The 17,761-nt window shown below is 71.6% G+C and carries 17 protein-coding genes; 7 read left to right on the top strand and 10 right to left on the bottom strand.

Annotated elements, in window-relative coordinates:
- Positions 1-110: 110 nt before the first annotated feature.
- From HCJ93_RS23115 to HCJ93_RS23085, 7 genes are all read right to left on the bottom strand, one after another.
- On the bottom strand, positions 111-830 hold the full coding sequence (locus HCJ93_RS23115) for an LAETG motif-containing sortase-dependent surface protein (protein WP_309141486.1): 720 nt from the start codon (positions 828-830) through the stop codon (positions 111-113).
- A 148-nt stretch (positions 831-978) separates the two neighbouring features.
- On the bottom strand, positions 979-2,100 hold the full coding sequence (locus HCJ93_RS23110; protein ID WP_167997717.1) for an LOG family protein: 1,122 nt from the start codon (positions 2,098-2,100) through the stop codon (positions 979-981).
- 26 nt (positions 2,101-2,126) lie between these two features.
- The gene (locus tag HCJ93_RS23105) at positions 2,127-2,534 is read right to left on the bottom strand and encodes a VOC family protein (RefSeq protein WP_167997716.1); all 408 of its coding nucleotides are present in this window, start codon (positions 2,532-2,534) and stop codon (positions 2,127-2,129) included.
- A 137-nt stretch (positions 2,535-2,671) separates the two neighbouring features.
- Complete coding sequence (locus tag HCJ93_RS23100; protein WP_167997715.1) at positions 2,672-4,027, bottom strand: hypothetical protein; 1,356 nt, start codon at positions 4,025-4,027, stop codon at positions 2,672-2,674.
- On the bottom strand, positions 4,009-4,758 hold the full coding sequence (locus HCJ93_RS23095; protein WP_167997714.1) for an ABC transporter ATP-binding protein: 750 nt from the start codon (positions 4,756-4,758) through the stop codon (positions 4,009-4,011). The genes HCJ93_RS23100 and HCJ93_RS23095 overlap by 19 nt, the downstream gene beginning before the upstream one ends.
- 286 nt (positions 4,759-5,044) lie before the next feature.
- Entirely contained in the window at positions 5,045-6,418 is a 1,374-nt protein-coding gene (locus tag HCJ93_RS23090; protein ID WP_167997713.1) for an aspartate aminotransferase family protein, read from the bottom strand.
- 2 nt (positions 6,419-6,420) lie between these two features.
- Positions 6,421-6,939 carry an Lrp/AsnC family transcriptional regulator gene (locus HCJ93_RS23085; protein WP_167997712.1) on the bottom strand — a complete coding sequence of 173 codons (519 nt, stop codon included), beginning with the start codon at positions 6,937-6,939 and terminating at the stop codon, positions 6,421-6,423.
- 189 nt (positions 6,940-7,128) lie between these two features.
- Between HCJ93_RS23085 and HCJ93_RS23080 the strand changes: the two genes are divergently transcribed.
- The 3 genes from HCJ93_RS23080 (at position 7,129) to HCJ93_RS23070 (ending at position 10,525) form a co-directional block, all read left to right on the top strand.
- Positions 7,129-8,568 (top strand): gamma-aminobutyraldehyde dehydrogenase, encoded by a 1,440-nt coding sequence (locus HCJ93_RS23080; RefSeq protein WP_167997711.1) that lies wholly within the window; start codon positions 7,129-7,131, stop codon positions 8,566-8,568.
- Positions 8,569-8,770: 202 nt separating this feature from the next.
- Positions 8,771-9,949, top strand: a complete 1,179-nt coding sequence (locus HCJ93_RS23075) for a polyamine ABC transporter substrate-binding protein (RefSeq protein ID WP_167997710.1) — start codon at positions 8,771-8,773, stop codon at positions 9,947-9,949.
- Positions 9,950-9,961: 12 nt separating this feature from the next.
- Positions 9,962-10,525: an HXXEE domain-containing protein gene (locus HCJ93_RS23070; RefSeq protein WP_167997709.1), complete on the top strand. Its 564-nt coding sequence runs from the start codon at positions 9,962-9,964 to the stop codon at positions 10,523-10,525.
- An 18-nt stretch (positions 10,526-10,543) separates the two neighbouring features.
- Here the strand turns inward: HCJ93_RS23070 and HCJ93_RS23065 are convergent, their stop codons facing one another.
- Entirely contained in the window at positions 10,544-11,263 is a 720-nt protein-coding gene (locus tag HCJ93_RS23065; RefSeq protein ID WP_167997708.1) for a glycerophosphodiester phosphodiesterase, read from the bottom strand.
- A gap of 102 nt (positions 11,264-11,365) precedes the next feature.
- On the bottom strand, positions 11,366-12,427 hold the full coding sequence (locus HCJ93_RS23060) for an adenosine deaminase (RefSeq protein ID WP_167997707.1): 1,062 nt from the start codon (positions 12,425-12,427) through the stop codon (positions 11,366-11,368).
- Between the two features lie 169 nt (positions 12,428-12,596).
- Between HCJ93_RS23060 and HCJ93_RS23055 the strand changes: the two genes are divergently transcribed.
- Positions 12,597-13,340 carry a DUF4190 domain-containing protein gene (locus tag HCJ93_RS23055; RefSeq protein WP_167997706.1) on the top strand — a complete coding sequence of 248 codons (744 nt, stop codon included), beginning with the start codon at positions 12,597-12,599 and terminating at the stop codon, positions 13,338-13,340.
- 270 nt (positions 13,341-13,610) lie between these two features.
- On the top strand, positions 13,611-14,063 hold the full coding sequence (locus HCJ93_RS23050; RefSeq protein ID WP_167997705.1) for a DUF4190 domain-containing protein: 453 nt from the start codon (positions 13,611-13,613) through the stop codon (positions 14,061-14,063).
- 92 nt (positions 14,064-14,155) lie between these two features.
- Here the strand turns inward: HCJ93_RS23050 and ybiA are convergent, their stop codons facing one another.
- The gene (gene ybiA, locus HCJ93_RS23045; RefSeq protein ID WP_167997704.1) at positions 14,156-14,725 is read right to left on the bottom strand and encodes a riboflavin biosynthesis intermediates N-glycosidase; all 570 of its coding nucleotides are present in this window, start codon (positions 14,723-14,725) and stop codon (positions 14,156-14,158) included.
- 199 nt (positions 14,726-14,924) lie between these two features.
- On the opposite strand from ybiA, the gene HCJ93_RS23040 reads away from it, so the two are divergent.
- Together HCJ93_RS23040 and HCJ93_RS23035 are read left to right on the top strand one after the other, a co-directional pair.
- Entirely contained in the window at positions 14,925-16,460 is a 1,536-nt protein-coding gene (locus HCJ93_RS23040) for a gamma-aminobutyraldehyde dehydrogenase (protein WP_167997703.1), read from the top strand.
- 50 nt (positions 16,461-16,510) lie between these two features.
- Positions 16,511-17,758, top strand: a complete 1,248-nt coding sequence (locus HCJ93_RS23035) for a polyamine ABC transporter substrate-binding protein (RefSeq protein ID WP_167997702.1) — start codon at positions 16,511-16,513, stop codon at positions 17,756-17,758.
- The last annotated feature ends 3 nt before the right edge of the window (positions 17,759-17,761 follow it).

Below are 17,761 nucleotides of genomic sequence, written 5' to 3'. Positions count from 1 at the left end.
CCCAACGGGACTGCGGTCGGCCGCACATGACGGTGACCCGCCCCTTGCCGGGGACGGGCCACCTCGACTGCTCAGGAACTTCTCCGGCGAGAGCCTCCGAGCCGTGCGGATCAGCGGTCGCCGCTGCCCGCACCCTTGCGGCGCATGCCGAAGAAGACCGCGCCGCCGCCGATCAGCACCAGCGCGCCCGCGATACCGGCGATCAGGCCGGTGTTGGAGTTGGCGCCGGTCTCGGCGAGGTGCGACTCGCCGACCGCGGGCGACGGCACGTTGTCCGCCGTGCCGGCGGGCGCGGAGCTCTCCGGCTCCGACGGAGCCGGGCTGCCGGACTCCTCGGCCGGGGCCGAGGCGGTCTCCGACGGGGTGGGCTCAGGGCTCGGGCTCTCCTCCTCGCCCTCGTCCTGCTTCTGGCACGCCGTGGCCGGAGTGGTCAGGTTCGGCTTGATGTCCGCGTCCACGTACTTGTCGGCCTTGACGTGGATGCGGTACTCGGCGTTGGGCTTCCAGTCCTCCTCGAAGGTGATGGTGGTGCCCTCGCGGGAGCCCTTGACCACCTTCTCGCCGATCTTCTTCACATCGGCGCCGTTGTTCTCCAGGAACACGGTGACGGTGGCCGGAACGCCCAGGGGATCGACGTCGGTGACGGTGATGACACCCTTGTCACCGACACACTTCGCCTCGGCCGAGAAGTCACTGATGCTGCAGGCGGCAGCGGTGCCGGCGGCCGAGAGTGCGAGCGCGGCCGATGCGGAGACGACTCCGAGGGCGCGCAGAGTACGGGAGACGGTACGGCGCGACGCCGCACCACGGGATACGGACAGAACTGTCACGTTTGTCCTTCACTGGGATGCGCAAATGCGGGGGGTGGAAGGAGAGTTGACCTGACATCAACTCTCCCAGACGGCACCCAGGTCTATAAGCGTCGCATAAGTAGTGTCAACGCATATGCCGATCACGGGCCACGGCTTTACCGAATTATTAAGCGCCGAGACGTTTCAGCGCTTCGGGGGCCTCGTCGATGCGGTCCACCAGGGCGATCCGCGCGTCCATGGACCGCTCCCGCGCCAGCGCACGCAGCAGCGGCCAGGCCGGCAGCTTCTCCGTCCAGTGCGCCCGGTCCACCAGCACCATGGGCGTGGGTTCCCCGCGCGACTCGTAGTAGTTGGGGGTCGCGTTGTCGAAGATCTCCTGCACCGTCCCCGCGGCACCCGGCAGGAACACCACGCCGGCGTTGCAGCGGGCCAGCAGGCCGTCCTCGCGGGTGGCGTTGGCGAAGTACTTGGCGATGTGCGACGCGAAGGCGTTGGGCGGCTCGTGCCCGTAGAACCAGGTCGGGATGCCGACCGAGTGGTTGCCCTTCGGCCAGCGGGCGCGCACCTCGAAGGCGGCGCGGGCCCAGTCGGTGACCGACGGTGTGAACGAGGGCGCCGCGGCGAGCAGTTCGCAGGCCGCGTCCAGCATTCCGTCGTCGTACGGGGCCGTGTACGCACCCAGGTTGGCCGCCTCCATCGCTCCGGGCCCGCCGCCCGTGGCCACCGTGAACCCGTCCCGGGCCAGGGTCCGTCCCAGGCGGGCGGCGCCCCGGTACTGCCCGGTGCCGCGGGCCATCGCGTGGCCGCCCATCACGCCCACCACCCGCGCCGTGCGCAGGAGTTCGTCGAGGGCGTCGGACATGGAGTCGTCGTGGACGGCGCGCAGCATCGAGGCGAAGATGTCGCCGTCGGCGGCGGTCCGTCGGAACCAGTCGTAGGCGAGGGCGTCCGGTGTCGCCTCGTAGCCCTTCTCCAGCGAGGCGAACAGCTCGTCGGGGCGGTACAGACGGCTCCGGTAGGGGTCGAAGGGCAGGCCCGGCACCGGCGGAAGGACCAGGGCGCCGGCGGCCCGCAGCCTGGCCTCGGCCTCGGCGCGCATGGGGCAGCCCAGGAACACCGCCCGGGTGGTGTCGGTGGTCAGCAGTTCCCGCGTCCGGTCGGTCAGATCGACGGACTGGATCCGGTACCGGGCGAGGGTGCCGCGCGCCGAGACGACCGCGTCGAACTCCTCGAGCGTCTCGATCTCGCGGTCACCGTGATGGGCGGCATGGGCGGGCGACGTCTGCACCCGCCCATGCTAGATCGTCTCCCGTCTCAGCCCTCCACGGCGGCCGGGTCCATCCAGACGACCTCCCAGGTGTGGCCGTCCAGGTCGTCGAAGGCACGGCTGTACATGAAGCCGTGGTCCTGGGTCTCGCCGCTGGGGGAGCCGCCCGCCGCGATCGCCTTGTCGACCAGCTCGTCCACCTTCTCGCGGCTCTCCGCGCTCAGCGCGATCAGCACCTCGCTGGCCTTGGTGGCGTCCACGATCTCCTTCTTGGTGAACGTGGAGTAGTACTCCTTGGTGAGGAGCATCGCGACGATGGTGTCGCTGATCACGACCGAGGCGGCGTTCTCGTCGCTGAACTGCTCGTTGATCGAGTAGCCGAGCTCGGTGAAGAACTTCCGCGAGGCGGCGAGGTCGCTGACGGGCAGGTTCACAAAGATCATCTGCTGGTACATGGCGGGGTCTCTCCCGTTCCGCTTCATGGCTTTCACAGCGTTCGAGTGGGTAGACCGGGGGACCCCGCAGAAGTCATCGCTCACCGGAGACTTCTCCGGAGAACTTCCTCGCGTGCCGTGCCGGGCCGCGAGCCGTCTCAGGCGGCCAGCGGCAGCGCCGACAGCTCGGCGACCGCCAGCGTCAGCGGAGCGAACAGGGCGACCAGCGCCGCGGACCGGATCGCGGCCGCCCGGCGCAGCGCCCCGGCGGGTGCGCCGAGGCGCAGCAGCGCGTCCGTGGTGAGCGCGCGGGCCTGCCTGGCCTCGGCGGCGGCGGTCAGCAGCGTCGCCACCGCGCAGCCGGTCACCAGGAGCGTCCCGAGGGTGGTGAGCGGGGCGACGGACGGGTCGTCGGTGTCGTAGAGCGAGGTCATGGCGTACGCGGCCGAGATCACCGCGCAGACCACGCCCAGCGGGCGGCCGATGCGCACCGCCTCCGTCATCAGCGCCCGGCCCGCCAGCAGGCGCAGGGCGCCCGGGCGCACCGCCTGCAGCAGCCTGCCGCACAGGTGGGTGAGGCCCGGGCCGGCCAGGGCGAGACCGAGGGCGGTCAGCGCGAGCCCGGCCAGCGCCCCGGCCCGGCCGCCGGTCCCGGAGCCGCCGCCGGTGCGGCTGACGTAGGCCTCCACGGCAAGGCCCACGGCCAGGACGGCGGTGCCCCAGGGCAGTCCGGACGGCGGCGCCAGGGGAGCCGCGGGCGGTGCGGCGGGCGAGGTCCCGGTCCCGGGGGATCCGGCTTCCTCGGTCCCCCCGGCCGGCTGCTCCTGCCCGCCCTGCCGGCGGCTGCTTCGGTCTGCGGTGCCGGCCGCGCGCCCGCCGCGAGCCGCCCCGCCCAGATGGCTGCCGAAGCGCCCGTACGCGCCGAAGGTCTCGCGCACCGGCGTGCGCCGGTAGGCGCCGAAGCGGCCGTACACCCGGGCCATGCGGGAGGCGCCGGCCCTCTGCTCGCGCGGCCGCAGCGCGGCCGCCACCGCCAGCGAGGCGGTCACGGGCACCACGGAGAGCAGGGTGAGGGCGGCCGGGAGCGGCAGCGGCCGGCCCGCGGCGAGGAAGTCGGCGGCGGCCCCGTCGACGGGCATGCCGGTCAGGTCACCGCGCAGATGGAGGAAGACCAGCAGCGCCAGCAGCGAGCCCAGCGCGCAGGCCAGGGCGGTGGTCGCCGCGGAGAGCACCATCATGCGGGCCGGACCCAGGCCGAGAGCGGACAGGCCGGGCCGGGGCCGGGTGGCGGGGTCGGTGCGGGCCACCGCGACCGCGAAGTACACGGTGGCCGCCAGCGGGGCGGCGCACCAGGCCAGGCGCAGCGCCGAGACGGACGGGGTGTCCGGGTGGTTCAGCGCGTGGCCGAGGGCGCCCAGGAGCAGGAAGCCGGTCCCGGCCGAGGCGGCCGCGACCAGCAGGCGGCGCAGCTGGACGGCCGGCCGGGCGCTTCGGGTCAGGCGGAGAGCGAGCACGCGGCCCGGCCCTCCGTCTCGGCGGTCTCGGCGACCGGCGGCAGATGCACGGTGCGGACCCGCCGCCCGTCCAGCAGGGACACGGTGCGGTCGGCGAGGGCTGCGATGTCCGGGTCGGCGGTGGCGAGGACGACCGTGATGCCGTGCGAGCGGGCGGCCGTGGTGAGCGTGCGCAGCACGTGCCGGCGGTCCGCGCGGTGCAGCGGGGCGGTCGGTTCGTCGGCGAACAGCACGGTCGGCGCGGGGGCCAGGGCGCGGGCGATGCACACCCGCTGGCGCTCGGCGTGCACCAGCTCGCCGGGGTGCTTGCGGGCCTTGTCGCCGACGTCCAGGCGCTCCAGCCACTCCAGTGCCGCGGTCTTGGCCCGGCGGCGGTCGGTGCCGCGCAGCAGCAGCGGCAGCGCGGCGTTCTCCCAGACGTTCAGCTCGGGGACGAGCACCGGCTCGGGGTCGATCCAGCCGAAGCGCTCCCGGCGCAGCCGTTCCCGGGCGACCGGGCCCAGGGTGTGCAGGGGCCCGCTGTTGAACCAGACCTCGCCGCCGTGGACCGGGATCAGACCGGCGAGGCAGCGCAGCAGGGTGGTCTTGCCGCTGCCGCGCGGGCCGCCGACCGCGAGGATCTCGCCCTCCCGGACGCCGAGCGAGACCCCGCTCAGCCCGGGGGAGCCGTCCGCGTGCCGGAACTGCAGTCCGCGTGCCCAGAGCACGTCGTTGTCCGGTGGGGCCACCATGGCGTACACCTCGGTTCGGATCGGAAATGCCGTGCGCGGTTCGTGGTTTTCCCTCGTGCGGGGGAACGAAGGCAGGGCCGATCGGTCACTGGGCACGCTAGGCAGGAGGCGGCTGCACGCCGCACAGCACGCGGCCCCGGGCCGCCGTTTCTCACTCGAATGGGCGGCACCGGGGCCGGTGTTGATCATCCAGGAGGAAGATCGGAACCTCGGTCGGACCACAGCCTCGGAGCCCGGTCCGGGCCCGGGTGAGGCTTCGGGGGCCGGGTCCGGGCCCGGGTGAGGCTCAGAGCTTGGTCCAGGCCTCGGTCAGGGTGGCGCGCAGGATCTGCTCGATCTCGTCGAAGGTCTTCTGGTCGGAGATCAGCGGCGGCGCGAGCTGGACGACCGGGTCGCCGCGGTCGTCGGCGCGGCAGTACAGGCCGTTCTCGAAGAGCTTCTTGCTGAGGAAGCCGTACAGGACGCGCTCGGTCTCCTCCTCGTTGAAGGACTCCTTGGTGGCCTTGTCCTTGACCAGCTCGATTCCGTAGAAGTAGCCGTTGCCGCGGACGTCGCCGACGATCGGCAGGTCGTGCAGCTTCTCCAGGGTGGAGCGGAAGGCGCCCTCGTTGTCCAGCACGTGCTGGTTGAGGTTCTCGCGCTCGAACAGGTCCAGGTTGGCCAGGGCGACCGCGGCGGAGACCGGGTGGCCGCCGAAGGTGTAGCCGTGCAGGAAGGTGTTCTCGCCCTTGTAGAACGGCTCGGCGATGCGGTCGGAGATGATGCAGGCGCCGATCGGGGAGTAGCCCGAGGTCATGCCCTTGGCGCAGGTGATCATGTCGGGCACGTAGCCGAACTTGTCGCAGGCGAAGGTGGTGCCCAGGCGGCCGAAGGCGCAGATGACCTCGTCGGAGACGAGCAGCACGTCGTACTGGTCGCAGATCTCCCGCACCCGCTGGAAGTAGCCGGGCGGGGGCGGGAAGCAGCCGCCGGCGTTCTGCACCGGCTCCAGGAAGACCGCGGCGACGGTGTCGGGGCCCTCGAAGAGGATCTGCTGCTCGATCTGGTCGGCGGCCCAGCGGCCGAAGGCCTCCGGGTCGTCGCCGAAGATCGGGGCGCGGTAGATGTTGGTGTTCGGCACCTTGTGCGCGCCGGGGACCAGCGGCTCGAAGGGTGCCTTGAGGGCGGGCAGGCCGGTGATGGACAGGGCGCCCTGCGGGGTGCCGTGATAGGCGACCGCGCGGGAGATGACCTTGTGCTTGGTGGGCTTGCCGGTGAGCTTGAAGTACTGCTTGGCGAGCTTCCAGGCGGTCTCCACCGCCTCGCCGCCGCCGGTGGTGAAGAAGACCTTGTTCAGGTCGCCCGGGGCCTCGTCGGCCAGCCGCTCGGCCAGCTCCACGGCCTTGGGATGGGCGTAGGACCAGATGGGGAAGAAGGCCAGCTCCTGGGCCTGCTTGGAAGCGGTCTCCGCGAGCTCCGTACGGCCGTGGCCCGCCTGTACGACGAACAGGCCGGCGAGACCGTCGAGGTAGCGCTTTCCCTTGTCGTCGTAGATGTAGGTGCCCTCGCCCCGGACGATGGTGGGGACGGGAGCGTTCTCGTACGAGGACATGCGGGTGAAGTGCATCCACAGGTGCTCGTACGCGGACTTGCTGAGGTCGTTGGGGCGGTCGGTGCTCACGGTTATCGGGTTCCCCACATGTAGGTCTGCTTCTTGAGCTTCAGGTAGACGAAGCTCTCGGTGGAGCGCACTCCGGGCACGGCCCGTATGCGTTTGTTGATGACCTCCAGCAGATGGTCGTCGTCCTCGCAGACGATCTCGACCATCAGATCGAAGGACCCGGCGGTCATCACCACGTACTCGCATTCGGTCATCTCGGTCAGCGCATCCGCGACGGCCTCCACATCACCTTCCACGTTGACGCCGACCATCGCCTGCCGGCGGAAGCCCACGGTGAGCGGGTCCGTGACGGCGACGATCTGCATCACGCCCTGGTCGAGCAGCTTCTGCACGCGCTGGCGCACGGCCGCCTCGGACAGGCCGACGGCCTTGCCGATCGCCGCGTAGGGACGCCTGCCGTCCTCCTGCAGCTGCTCGATGATGGCGAGGGAGACGGAGTCCAGCTGAGGACTGCCGCCGTTGCGGGACTCGCGAGAGTCCTTGGGGTCTGCGCTTCGACTGGCCACGAGGTCACTGTGCACGACGTCTCGACAGTTTCGCAAGGCGTAGGCGATGAAATCCGTTGTCGAAGGGTTCGTAACGTGCGGATTTCGCAGAACGGTGCCCGGCGGGGGTGTTGAAAACGTCAGCCCACTGATTAGGGTGGGTGTCTCAGAGGTTGGACAGCTGGACAATCTCGGACACCCACAAGAAGCACTGGAGGGCCTGCAGTGAGCACCGAGCTGCGTCGTCTGCGCAACTACATCGGCGGTGAGTTCCGTGATGCCGCCGACGGACGGACCACCCAGGTGGTCAACCCCGCGACCGGCGAGGCGTACGCGACCGCTCCGCTGTCCGGTCAGGCGGACGTGGACGCCGCCATGGCGGCCGCGGCCGAGGCTTTCCCGGGCTGGCGGGACACCACCCCGGCCGAGCGCCAGAAGGCCCTGCTGAAGATCGCGGACCTCTTCGAGGAGCGGGCCGAGGAGCTGATCGCCGCCGAGGTGGAGAACACGGGCAAGCCCATCGGGCTGACCCGCACCGAGGAGATCCCGCCGATGGTCGACCAGATCCGCTTCTTCGCGGGCGCGGCGCGGATGCTGGAGGGCAAGGGCGCCGGCGAGTACATGGAGGGCCTGACCTCCTTCGTGCGCCGCGAGCCGGTCGGCGTCTGCGCGCAGGTCGCGCCGTGGAACTACCCGATGATGATGGCCGTGTGGAAGTTCGCCCCGGCGATCGCGGCGGGCAATACCGTCGTGCTGAAGCCGTCGGACACCACCCCCGCGTCCACCGTCCTGCTGGCCGAGATCCTCGGCTCCGTCCTGCCCAAGGGCGTCTTCAACGTCATCTGCGGCGACCGCGACACCGGCCGCATGATGGTCGAGCACCCCGTCCCGGCCATGGCCTCCATCACCGGCTCGGTACGGGCCGGCATGCAGGTCGCCGAGTCCGCCTCGAAGGATCTCAAGCGAGTCCACCTCGAGCTGGGCGGCAAGGCGCCGGTCGTGGTCTTCGAGGACGTCGACATCGCCAAGGCCGTCGAGGACATCTCGGTCGCCGGCTACTTCAACGCCGGCCAGGACTGCACCGCCGCCACCCGCGTGCTGGTCCACGAGTCGATCCACGACGACTTCGTCGCCGCGCTGTCCAAGGCCGCCAACGAGACCAAGACCGGCATGCCGGACGACGAGGACGTGCTCTACGGCCCGCTCAACAACCCCAACCAGCTCAAGCAGGTCGAAGGCTTCATCGAGCGGCTGCCGGCGCACGCGCGCGTCGAGGCGGGCGGCAAGCGGGTCGGCGACAAGGGCTACTTCTACGCGCCGACCGTGGTCTCCGGCCTCAAGCAGGACGACGAGATCATCCAGAAGGAGGTCTTCGGGCCGGTCATCACCGTCCAGTCCTTCACCGACGAGGACCAGGCCGTCGAGTACGCCAACGGTGTCGAGTACGCGCTGGCCTCCTCGGTGTGGACCAAGGACCACGGGCGTGCGATGCGGATGTCGAAGAAGCTGGACTTCGGGTGCGTCTGGATCAACACGCACATTCCGCTGGTCGCGGAGATGCCGCACGGCGGCTTCAAGAAGTCCGGGTACGGCAAGGACCTGTCGGCGTACGGGTTCGAGGACTACACGCGGATCAAGCACGTGATGACCTCGCTGGACGCGTGAGGGGCATCGCACAGGGTCCGAGCGCCGACGGGGCGCGGGGCCGCGGCCGGCTGCGGGTTCACCGCGGCCGGCCGCGGGACGGGTTCCCCGCGCCCCTTCCGCGTGTCTGCCGCGGGCCTGATGGACAAGGTGTCGGTGTTGGTGGTCTTCGGTCGACGTACCGTCGATTGCTCTGGAACGCCCGGGTGGGGATGCTGCGGCAATGGTGACCACATCCCGTTCCCTGTCCCGTCGTTCGCTGCTGCTCGGTGGGGGCGTGCTGCTCGGCTCGCTGGCCGGCTGCGGGGTGCCCGCCGCCCATGTGCCGGCCTCCGAGCGGGCCGCCGCCGATCTGTCCCGCCGGGAGAGGCGGCTCACCTGGGCGAACTGGCCGCTGTACATCGACACCGACGAGGAGCACCCCTCCCGGCGGCCCACACTGGAGGCGTTCGAGCGGCGGACGGGGATCTCCGTCGAGTACGTCGAGGAGATCAACGACAACGACGAGTTCTTCGGCAAGATCAGCCCGTCGCTGATGAACCGCCAGCCGACCGACCGCGACCTGATCGTCATCAGCGACTGGATGTGCGCGCGGTTCGTGCGGCTCGGCTGGGTGCAGGAGATGGACCGCTCCCGGCAGCCGAACGTCACCGAGTACCTGGATCCGCTGCTGCGCTCGCCCGCCTTCGACCCGGGCCGGAAGTTCACCGTGCCCTGGCAGTCCGGCATCACCGGCATCGCCTACAACCGGCGCCGGGTGGGCCGGGAGATCCGCAGCGTGTCGGACCTGTGGGCGCCGGACCTCAAGGGCAGGGTGACGCTGCTGTCCGGCGTGGACGAGGCGTTCGCGCTGCTGATGCAGGGCAACGGGGTCGACATCACCCGGTGGACCGCCGACGACTTCCACACCGTGTGCGACCAGGTGGAGAAGCAGGTGGCCAGGGGACAGATCCGCCGCTTCACCGGCAACGACTACATCAAGGACCTGTCCAGCGGCGACGTCCTGGCCTGCCAGGCCTACTCCGGCGACGTCATCCAGCTGCAGGCCGACGACCCGGACATCGAGTTCGTCGTCCCGGAGGAGGGCGCCGAGCTGTGGTCGGAGTCGCTGATGATCCCCAACCTGGCCCGGCACAAGGCCAACGCCGAGCTGCTGATCGACCACTACTACGACCCGGAGGTCGCCGCCGAACTGGCCGCCTGGGTCAACTACGTCTGCCCGGTGCCGGCCGCGCAGGACGTCCTCGCCTCCTCCGACGACGAGGAGACCGCGGCCCTCGCCGAGGACCCGCTGATCTTCCCGGACGCCGCGATGCGCAAGCGCCTCGCCATCGCCAGGGACATCGAGCCGGGGGAGCGGCAGGAATTCGCCAAGCGGTGGAACAAGATCGTGGGCCTCTAGCAGACTCGCCGCATGGAGACCACGGGGAACGAACGGGTGGGCGGGGCCGTCACGTTGGGGCTGCTGGCGGCCTGGGCGGTGCACGACGCGGAGGAAGTCGCCACGGTGCCGGGGTGGTTGCGCCGGAACGTGCCGCGGCTGCGGACGCGGCTTCCGGCCGTCCCCGAGGCGGTCTGGCGGCAGGCGGAGAGCGTCGACCGGCGCCGGTTCGCCGCGGCCGTGGGGGTGATGGGGACGGTCGTCGCCGCCGCCTCGGCCGCCGGGCGCCTCAGCGGCGGGCGCTCGGCCTTCTACCAGTCGGCCGTGGACGGCTTCGGGCTGCACGGGCTGGTGCATCTGGCGCAGGCCGCCGCGTTCCGCGGCTACACGCCCGGGTCCGTCACCTCGTCCCTGGTCGTCGTCCCGTACGCGCTCTGGGCGCGCGGGCGGCTGCGCAGGGCCGGTGTCCTGCGGCCCGCCCGTCCCCGGGACCTCGCCACGGGCCTTGCGCTGGCGGGGGCGGCGACGGCCGCCTCGCACGTGATCTCCCGAACGCTCTTCGAACGCGTGCGACAGGTGTGGGGGGTGTCGCCGTGAGCGACAGAGCCGCCCTGCTCAAGGGCGACCGCGCCGTGCCGGTGCCCCACGCGTGACGCCGTCGCGCAGGGCGCACAGCACGTCGATGCGGTTGGTGGTGACCGAGTCGGCGCCCAGCGCCAGCAGCCGGCGCATGGAGCGGCGGGTGTCGGGGGTCCACACCGACAGCAGGTAGCCGTCGCGGTGGACCCGGTCGGCGAGGGCCCGGTCGACCAGGGTGAAGCGGTAGTTGAGCCAGCGCGGCCGGATCGCCTCCAGCAGGGCGGACCGGGGCGGGGCCAGGGTCGAACGGGTCAGCGCGATCTCCGCCGACGGGTCCGCGGCCCGGACGGCGAGCATCGCCTCGGCGCCCGCGCAGTAGCAGACCCGGTCCTGCGCACCCGCCTCCCGGACCGCCTCCACCACCCTGCGTGCGTCCCGGACGTCCGGCGTGTCGGGCAGGTCCACCATCACCCGGCTGCCCTCGGTCGCCTCCAGCGCGGCGGAGAGCGACGGCACCCCGCCGCCGGTGGCGCTCCTGACCTCCGCCCAGGACAGCGACCGCAGCGGACGGTCCAGTTCCCACAGCCGCTTGAGCGTGGCGTCGTGCAGCAGCACCGGCACCCCGTCCCGGGTGAGCCGTACGTCGATCTCCACCGCGTCGGCGCCCTGCCGCAGCGCGGAGCGCAGGGAGGCGAGGGTGTTCTCACGGAAACGGTAGGGGTCGCCGCGATGAGCGACGGCGGTCACCTTCTCCACGGCGTCCCTTCCCTCGTGTCCCTCGTGTCCCATGTCCCTCGATGCGTCTTTTGCGCCGTCCTTCGGAGGGCCTTCCCGGCGTCTGCCCGGCGGCCCGGCCGGTCAGGAGGCGAGCCAGGAGTCCGTGTACGTGTCGATCTCGGAGGTCAGCTTCGCCTTGCCCTCGGCGTCCAGGAAGGAGGCCTCCACCGCGTTCTTCGCCAGCGCGGCCAGCCCCCGCTCGTCGAGGTCGAGCAGGCGGGCGGCCACCGCGTACTCGTTGTTCAGATCGGTGCCGAACATCGGCGGGTCGTCGGAGTTGATCGTCACCAGGACCCCGGCCCGCACGAACTCCCTGATCGGGTGCTCGTCCAGGGAGGTCACCGCGCGGGTGGCGATGTTGGAGGTGGGGCACACCTCGAGGGCGATGCGCCGCTCGGCGAGGTGGGCGAGCAGCTCCGGGTCGCGGGCGGAGCTGGTGCCGTGGCCGATCCGCTCGGCCCGCAGCTCGTGCAGCGCGTCCCACACCGTCTGCGGTCCGGTGGTCTCACCGGCGTGCGGCACGGACCGCAGGCCGGCGGCGATGGCCCGGTCGAAGTAGGGCTTGAACTGCGGGCGCGGCACGCCGATCTCCGGGCCGCCGAGCCCGAAGGAGATCAGCCCCTCCGGGCGCAGCCGGTCGTCGGTGGCCAGCCGCGTGGTCTCCTCGGCGGCCTCGAGCCCGGCCTCGCCGGGGATGTCGAAGCACCAGCGCAGCACCAGGCCGAGTTCCTTCTCGGCCGCCTTGCGGGCGTCCTCTATGGCGTCCATGAACGCGCGCTCGTCGATGCCCCGGCGGGTGGAGGAGAACGGGGTGATGGTCAGCTCGGCGTACCGCACCTGCTGCCGGGCCAGTTCACGCCCGACCTCGTAGGTCAGCAGCCGCACGTCCTCGGGGGTGCGGACCAGGTCGACGACGGACAGATACACGTCGATGAAGTGGGCGAAGTCCGTGAAGGTGAAGTAGTCGGCGAGGGCCTCGGCGTCCGCGGGGACCTTGGAGTCGGGGTGGCGGGCGGCCAGCTCGGCGACGATACGGGGGGACGCGGAGCCGACGTGATGGACGTGCAGCTCGGCCTTGGGCAGCCCGGCGATGAAGTCGCTCAGGCCGCGCGAGACGTGCGGCTCGACGAGGTGGTCGGTCAAGGGGTCCTCCCCACAGGCGGCGTCCCCGGGCCGCCGGGCGGCGGGACGCGGTTGATCGGCTGATCGGTGACTCGCAGTCATCGTAGGCGGTCCGGCCACGGCCCGGGCGGCGGCGGTGGGCGGGCGGGCCGTAGCATGGCGGGACGATCGACGCAGGGGGGATCTCCAGATGACGGACGCGACGCAGCCGGGCGGACCCGACGCGGGGAACGGCGACCCCTGGGCGCCGCCGGAGCGCCGGACCTCGCTGGAGAAGAACGACACGCCCCGGGCCGCCGGGCCCGCACAGCCGTCCGGCACGCCCACCGTGGCGGACGGAGTGCCCGCGCAGCCGGGGCCGTCCGTGCACGACCAGCCCACCGTGGTCTCCATGCCGGGAGCCGGCTTCGCCCCGCCGCACCCGCCGCCGCCCCCCGCCGGGGCCACACCCCCGGCCGGCAGCGCGCCGTTCGACGGCGGCCCGGGCTCCGCGGTGCCCCCACCGCCCGTGGCCCCCACCGGGCCCGGGGCGCCGGCCGGCTACGGCTACCCCGGCTACGGCGCGGGCTACGGCTGGCCCGGCATGCCCGGCCAGCGGCAGAACGGCTTCGGCATCGCCTCGATGGTGCTCGGCATCCTCGCCTGCTGTCTGTTCTGCGTGTACGGCGTGGTCTCCGTCGTCCTCGGCATCCTCGCCATCGTCTTCGGCGTCAAGGGCCGCCGTAAGGCCGAGGAGGGCCTGGCCGACAACCACGGTCAGGCCCAGGCCGGCCTGATCATGGGTGTCATCGGGCTGGTCCTCGGCCTGATCGTGGTGGTGCTGATAGCGATCGGCATCACGGCGGCCATCAACAGCGACCCGGACAGCTGGGAGGACGACGAGCCCTACTACGGCGCCGCCCGCCCGACGGCCGCCGCCCCGGCCTTCGGCTGAGGCACGCGCGGAGCACCCAGGGGCACACACCGAGGCACGCGCGGAGGCACCCAGGGGGCACACACCCCGGGGCGCCCGCTGCCGCACCGCGGCGCCCGGCGCCGGAGCGCGACCTGCGCGCCGCCGCGTCGAGGCGCCCCCGTCGCACAAGCGCACACGGGCCCGTCCCGGCACGTCACCGGTACGGGCAGCAGGATCCGCAACCCCCTCCGACGAGGGGGATCGCATCACTAGGATGCGAGGGTCGTTCAACGGAGGGGAGATCTTCACATGTCCGGCACCAATCCCACGCCCGGAGGATTCGGGCCGCCGTCCCAGCCCCCGCAGCAGCCGGCCCCGGGCTACGGCTACCCGCAGTCCGGCGCGCCGTCCTACGGCTACCCCGCCGCACCGGGACAGCCGGGCACGCCCCCGGCGCCCTACCCGCAGCCGGGCGGCTACGGAATGCCGGCCCAGCCCAGCAACGGCATGGGCACCGCCGGACTGGTTCTGGGCATCATCGGCGTGGTCTGCAGCCTCACGTTCTTCCTGTGGTTCTTCGGCGTGATCCTGGGCATCCTGGGGATCATCTTCGGCGCCGTCGGCCGCGGCAAGGCCAACCGCGGTGAGGCCACCAACAAGGGGGCGGCCACGGCGGGGCTCGTCTGCGGCATCGTCGCCACCGTGATCCTGCCGCTGCTCGGCCTGCTGCTCTTCGCGAGCCTCATGGGCGCCGCGAGCTGAGCGGAGGCGGCCACCGCAGCCAGAAGCCGGGGCCCGTGCGGACACCTCGTGGAGAGGTCCGCACGGGCCCCGGCTTCTTCCGCCACGGCCCCTCAGGCACTCCGCAGCCGCCGGCGCGCCTCCATCAGCGCGAAGCCCAGCAGATTCGGGCCGCGCCAGCGCTCCGGGTCCATCGCCCCGTCGTCCGTCGCCGCGAGGCCGATGCCCCACACCCGGTCCACCGGGCTCGCCTCGACCAGGACGCGGTCGCCCGTGTGCAGCAGGAACCGGCGCAGCTCGTCGTGGGCCGCGAACTTGTGGACGCTGCCCTCCACCACGATGCCGAAGCGGTGCTCGCGCCAGACCGCCTCGTCGAAGCCGCGCACCAGGCGCCCCGCCTTCTTCGCCTGAGCGGGATGCTCCGCCGCAAGGATCCGCCGCTCGGCCTCCCGGTCCCCGAACAGGCGGGCCTTCTCCGCCATCATCCAGTGCTCCGCGGTCGCGTACACCACGCCGTCCACCGTGAACGGCGACGGCCACCACTGGCTCAGACAGCTCGGCCCGATACGGCCGTCCGGCCGCGGGCGGTGCCCCCAGAAGTGCAGATACCCGACCTTCTCCCCGGACCGCAGAGCCTCGATCAGCGCCTGTCTCGAGGAGATGTCCCCCTTGATCCTCTCCATGCACGCGAGTGTGGCACGCACCACGGACAATCCGTCCCGCCTTTTCCGCGGCCACTCGACACCTGGTCGACAGATTCCGTCGCGTAACCAAAAGGCAACAACGGAATCACTTGTTGGAGTGCGGTTGCTCTGTCAGGATCGGCAGTCAAATCGAGCTGGAGCCACGCCGCCCCCTCACGGGGACACGGAGGAGAGCGACATGCACAACCCGGGCAACGCCACCCCGGAGCGATTCCCGGCCCAGGACCGTCTCGCCGAGGGCGCGCAGTTCATCGCCGGCCGGTACACCAAGGGCACCTCGGACCGCAGCCACACGGTCGTCGACCCGGCCACCGGCGAGGGCGTCCACACCTACGACCTCGCCTCCACCGACGACGTGGACGCGGCCGTCGCCGCCGCCCGGGAAGCGTTCCCGGCGTGGGCGGGCGCCACCCCCGCGGAGCGGTCCGAGGCGATGCACCGGTTCGCGGCCGTGGTCGCCGAGCGCGCCGAGGAGTTCGCCCGGGCCGAGTCGCTGCAGTGCGGCAAGCCGCTGAAGCTGTCCCGCGAGTTCGACGTGCCGGGCACCATCGACAACATCGCCTTCTTCGCCGGCGCCGCCCGGCACCTGCAGGGCCAGTCGGCCGGGGAGTACTCCGGCGACCACACCTCCTACATCCGCCGTGAGCCCATCGGTGTCGTCGGCTCCATCGCGCCCTGGAACTACCCGCTGCAGATGGCCGCCTGGAAGATCCTCCCGGCGATCGCCGCGGGCAACACGATCGTGCTCAAGCCCGCCGAGCTGACCCCGCTGACCTCCCTGCTGTTCGCCCAGGCCGCCACCGACGCGGGCATCCCGGACGGCGTGATCAACATCGTCACCGGCACCGGCAAGGAGGCCGGCGAGCACCTGGTCGGCCACCCCGACGTGGCCATGACCTCCTTCACGGGCTCCACCGCCGTCGGCAAGCGCGTCGCCGAGATCGCCACCGCCACCGTCAAGCGCCTCCACCTGGAGCTCGGCGGCAAGGCCCCCTTCCTGGTCTTCGACGACGCCGACCTGGACGCGGCAGTCAACGGCGCGGTGGCCGGCGCCCTGATCAACACCGGCCAGGACTGCACCGCCGCCACCCGCGCCTATGTGCAGCGCCCGCTGTACGAGGCGTTCGTCGAGCGCACCGCCGCCCTGATGGAGAGCGTGCGGCTGGGCGACCCGTTCGCCCCCGGCACCGACCTCGGCCCCCTGATCTCGCACGCCCAGCGCGACCGGGTGGCCGGATTCGTCGACCGGGCCCGCGCCTACGCCCGCGTGGTGACCGGCGGCGAGGCACCCCTGGGCGAGCTGGAGAACGGCGCGTACTATCGCCCCACCCTCATCGCCGGCGCGCCGCAGGACAGCGAGGTCGTCCAGTCCGAGATCTTCGGGCCGGTCCTGGTCGTGCTGCCCTTCGACACCGACGACGAGGGCCTCGCACTGGCCAACGACACGCCCTACGGGCTCGCCGCCTCCGCCTGGAGCCGCGACCTGTACCGCGCCAACCGGGCCACCCGGGAGATCAAGGCCGGCTGCGTGTGGATCAACGACCACATCCCGATCATCAGCGAGATGCCGCACGGCGGCTACAAGGCGTCCGGCTTCGGCAAGGACATGTCCGCCTACTCCTTCGAGGAGTACACGCAGATCAAGCACGTCATGTTCGACAACACCGCGGTGGTCCGCAAGGACTGGCACCGCACCGTCTTCGGGGACCGTTAGCAACCAGGCCGCCCGACCCGCGGCCCCCCTCCCGAAAGGGCACCACGCGCATGGAGCAGTACGAGCCCGACCGCCTCTCCCCGGCCCAGGTGGCCGCCATGCGGCGCAGTTTCCGCAACGGCCGAGCGGCCCTCACCCGCCGGTCGCTGCTGCGCGCCTCGGCGGGCGGCGCGCTCGCCGCCGGCGGTCTCACCGCGCTGACCGGCTGCGGCATCCCTCCGGCCGGCAACACCGAGGGCGGCGTCTCGGCGGAGGACCACTCCGAGGAGGAGAAGACCGTCAACTTCTCCAACTGGACCGAGTACATGGACGTCGACGACAGCGGACGGGGGCACCCCACGCTGGAGGGGTTCGCCAGGCGGACCGGCATCAAGGTCAAGTACACCGAGGACATCAACGACAACACCGAGTTCTTCGGCAAGATCAAGCCGCAGCTCGCCGCGGGCCAGGACACCGGCCGCGACATCATCGTCCTCACCGACTGGCTGGCCGCCCGGCTGATCCGGCTCGGCTGGGTGCAGAAGCTCGACCCGGCCAACCTGCCCCACGCGTTCACCAACCTCTCCGCCCAGTTCCGCAACCCCGACTGGGACCCGGGCCGCGCCTACTCCTACCCCTGGCAGGGCATCTCCACCGTCATCGCCTTCAACCGCAAGGCGCTCGACGGCATCGAGGTGAAGACCCTCTCCGACCTGCTGGACAACCCCAGGCTGAAGGGCCGGGTGGGTCTGCTCACCGAGATGCGCGACACCGTCGGCATGACCCTGCTCGACATGGACAAGGACCCGGGGAAGTTCACCGCCGACGACTACGACGCGGCGATAGCCCGGCTGCAGAAGGCCGTGGACAAGAGCCAGATCCGCCGCTTCACCGGCAACGACTACACCTCCGACCTCACCAAGGGCGACCTGGCGGCCTGCCTGGCCTGGGCCGGCGACGTCGTGCAGCTGAAGGCCGACAACCCGGACATCGGCTTCGTGATCCCGGACAGCGGCTACATGACCAGCAGCGACAACATGCTGATCCCCAACAAGGCCCGCCACAAGACGAACGCCGAGCGGCTGATCGACTACTACTTCGAGCCGCGCCCGGCCGCCCAGCTCGCCGCCTACATCAACTTCGTCTGCCCGGTCGACGGGGTGAAGGCCGAGCTGGAGAAGATCGACGAGGACGCGGCGAACAACCCGCTGATCATCCCCGACAAGGCCATGCAGGCCAAGTCCCGTGCCTTCCGCTCGCTGAGCTCCAAGGAAGAGACGGCATTCGAAGAGAAGTTCGCGAAGCTCACTGGGGCGTGACGA

Source organism: Streptomyces composti, assembly GCF_012034205.1.
GTDB classification, from domain to species: domain Bacteria; phylum Actinomycetota; class Actinomycetes; order Streptomycetales; family Streptomycetaceae; genus Streptomyces; species Streptomyces composti.
Note: the sequence above shows the minus strand (reverse complement) of the source record. Positions and strands in the feature narration are given on the sequence as shown.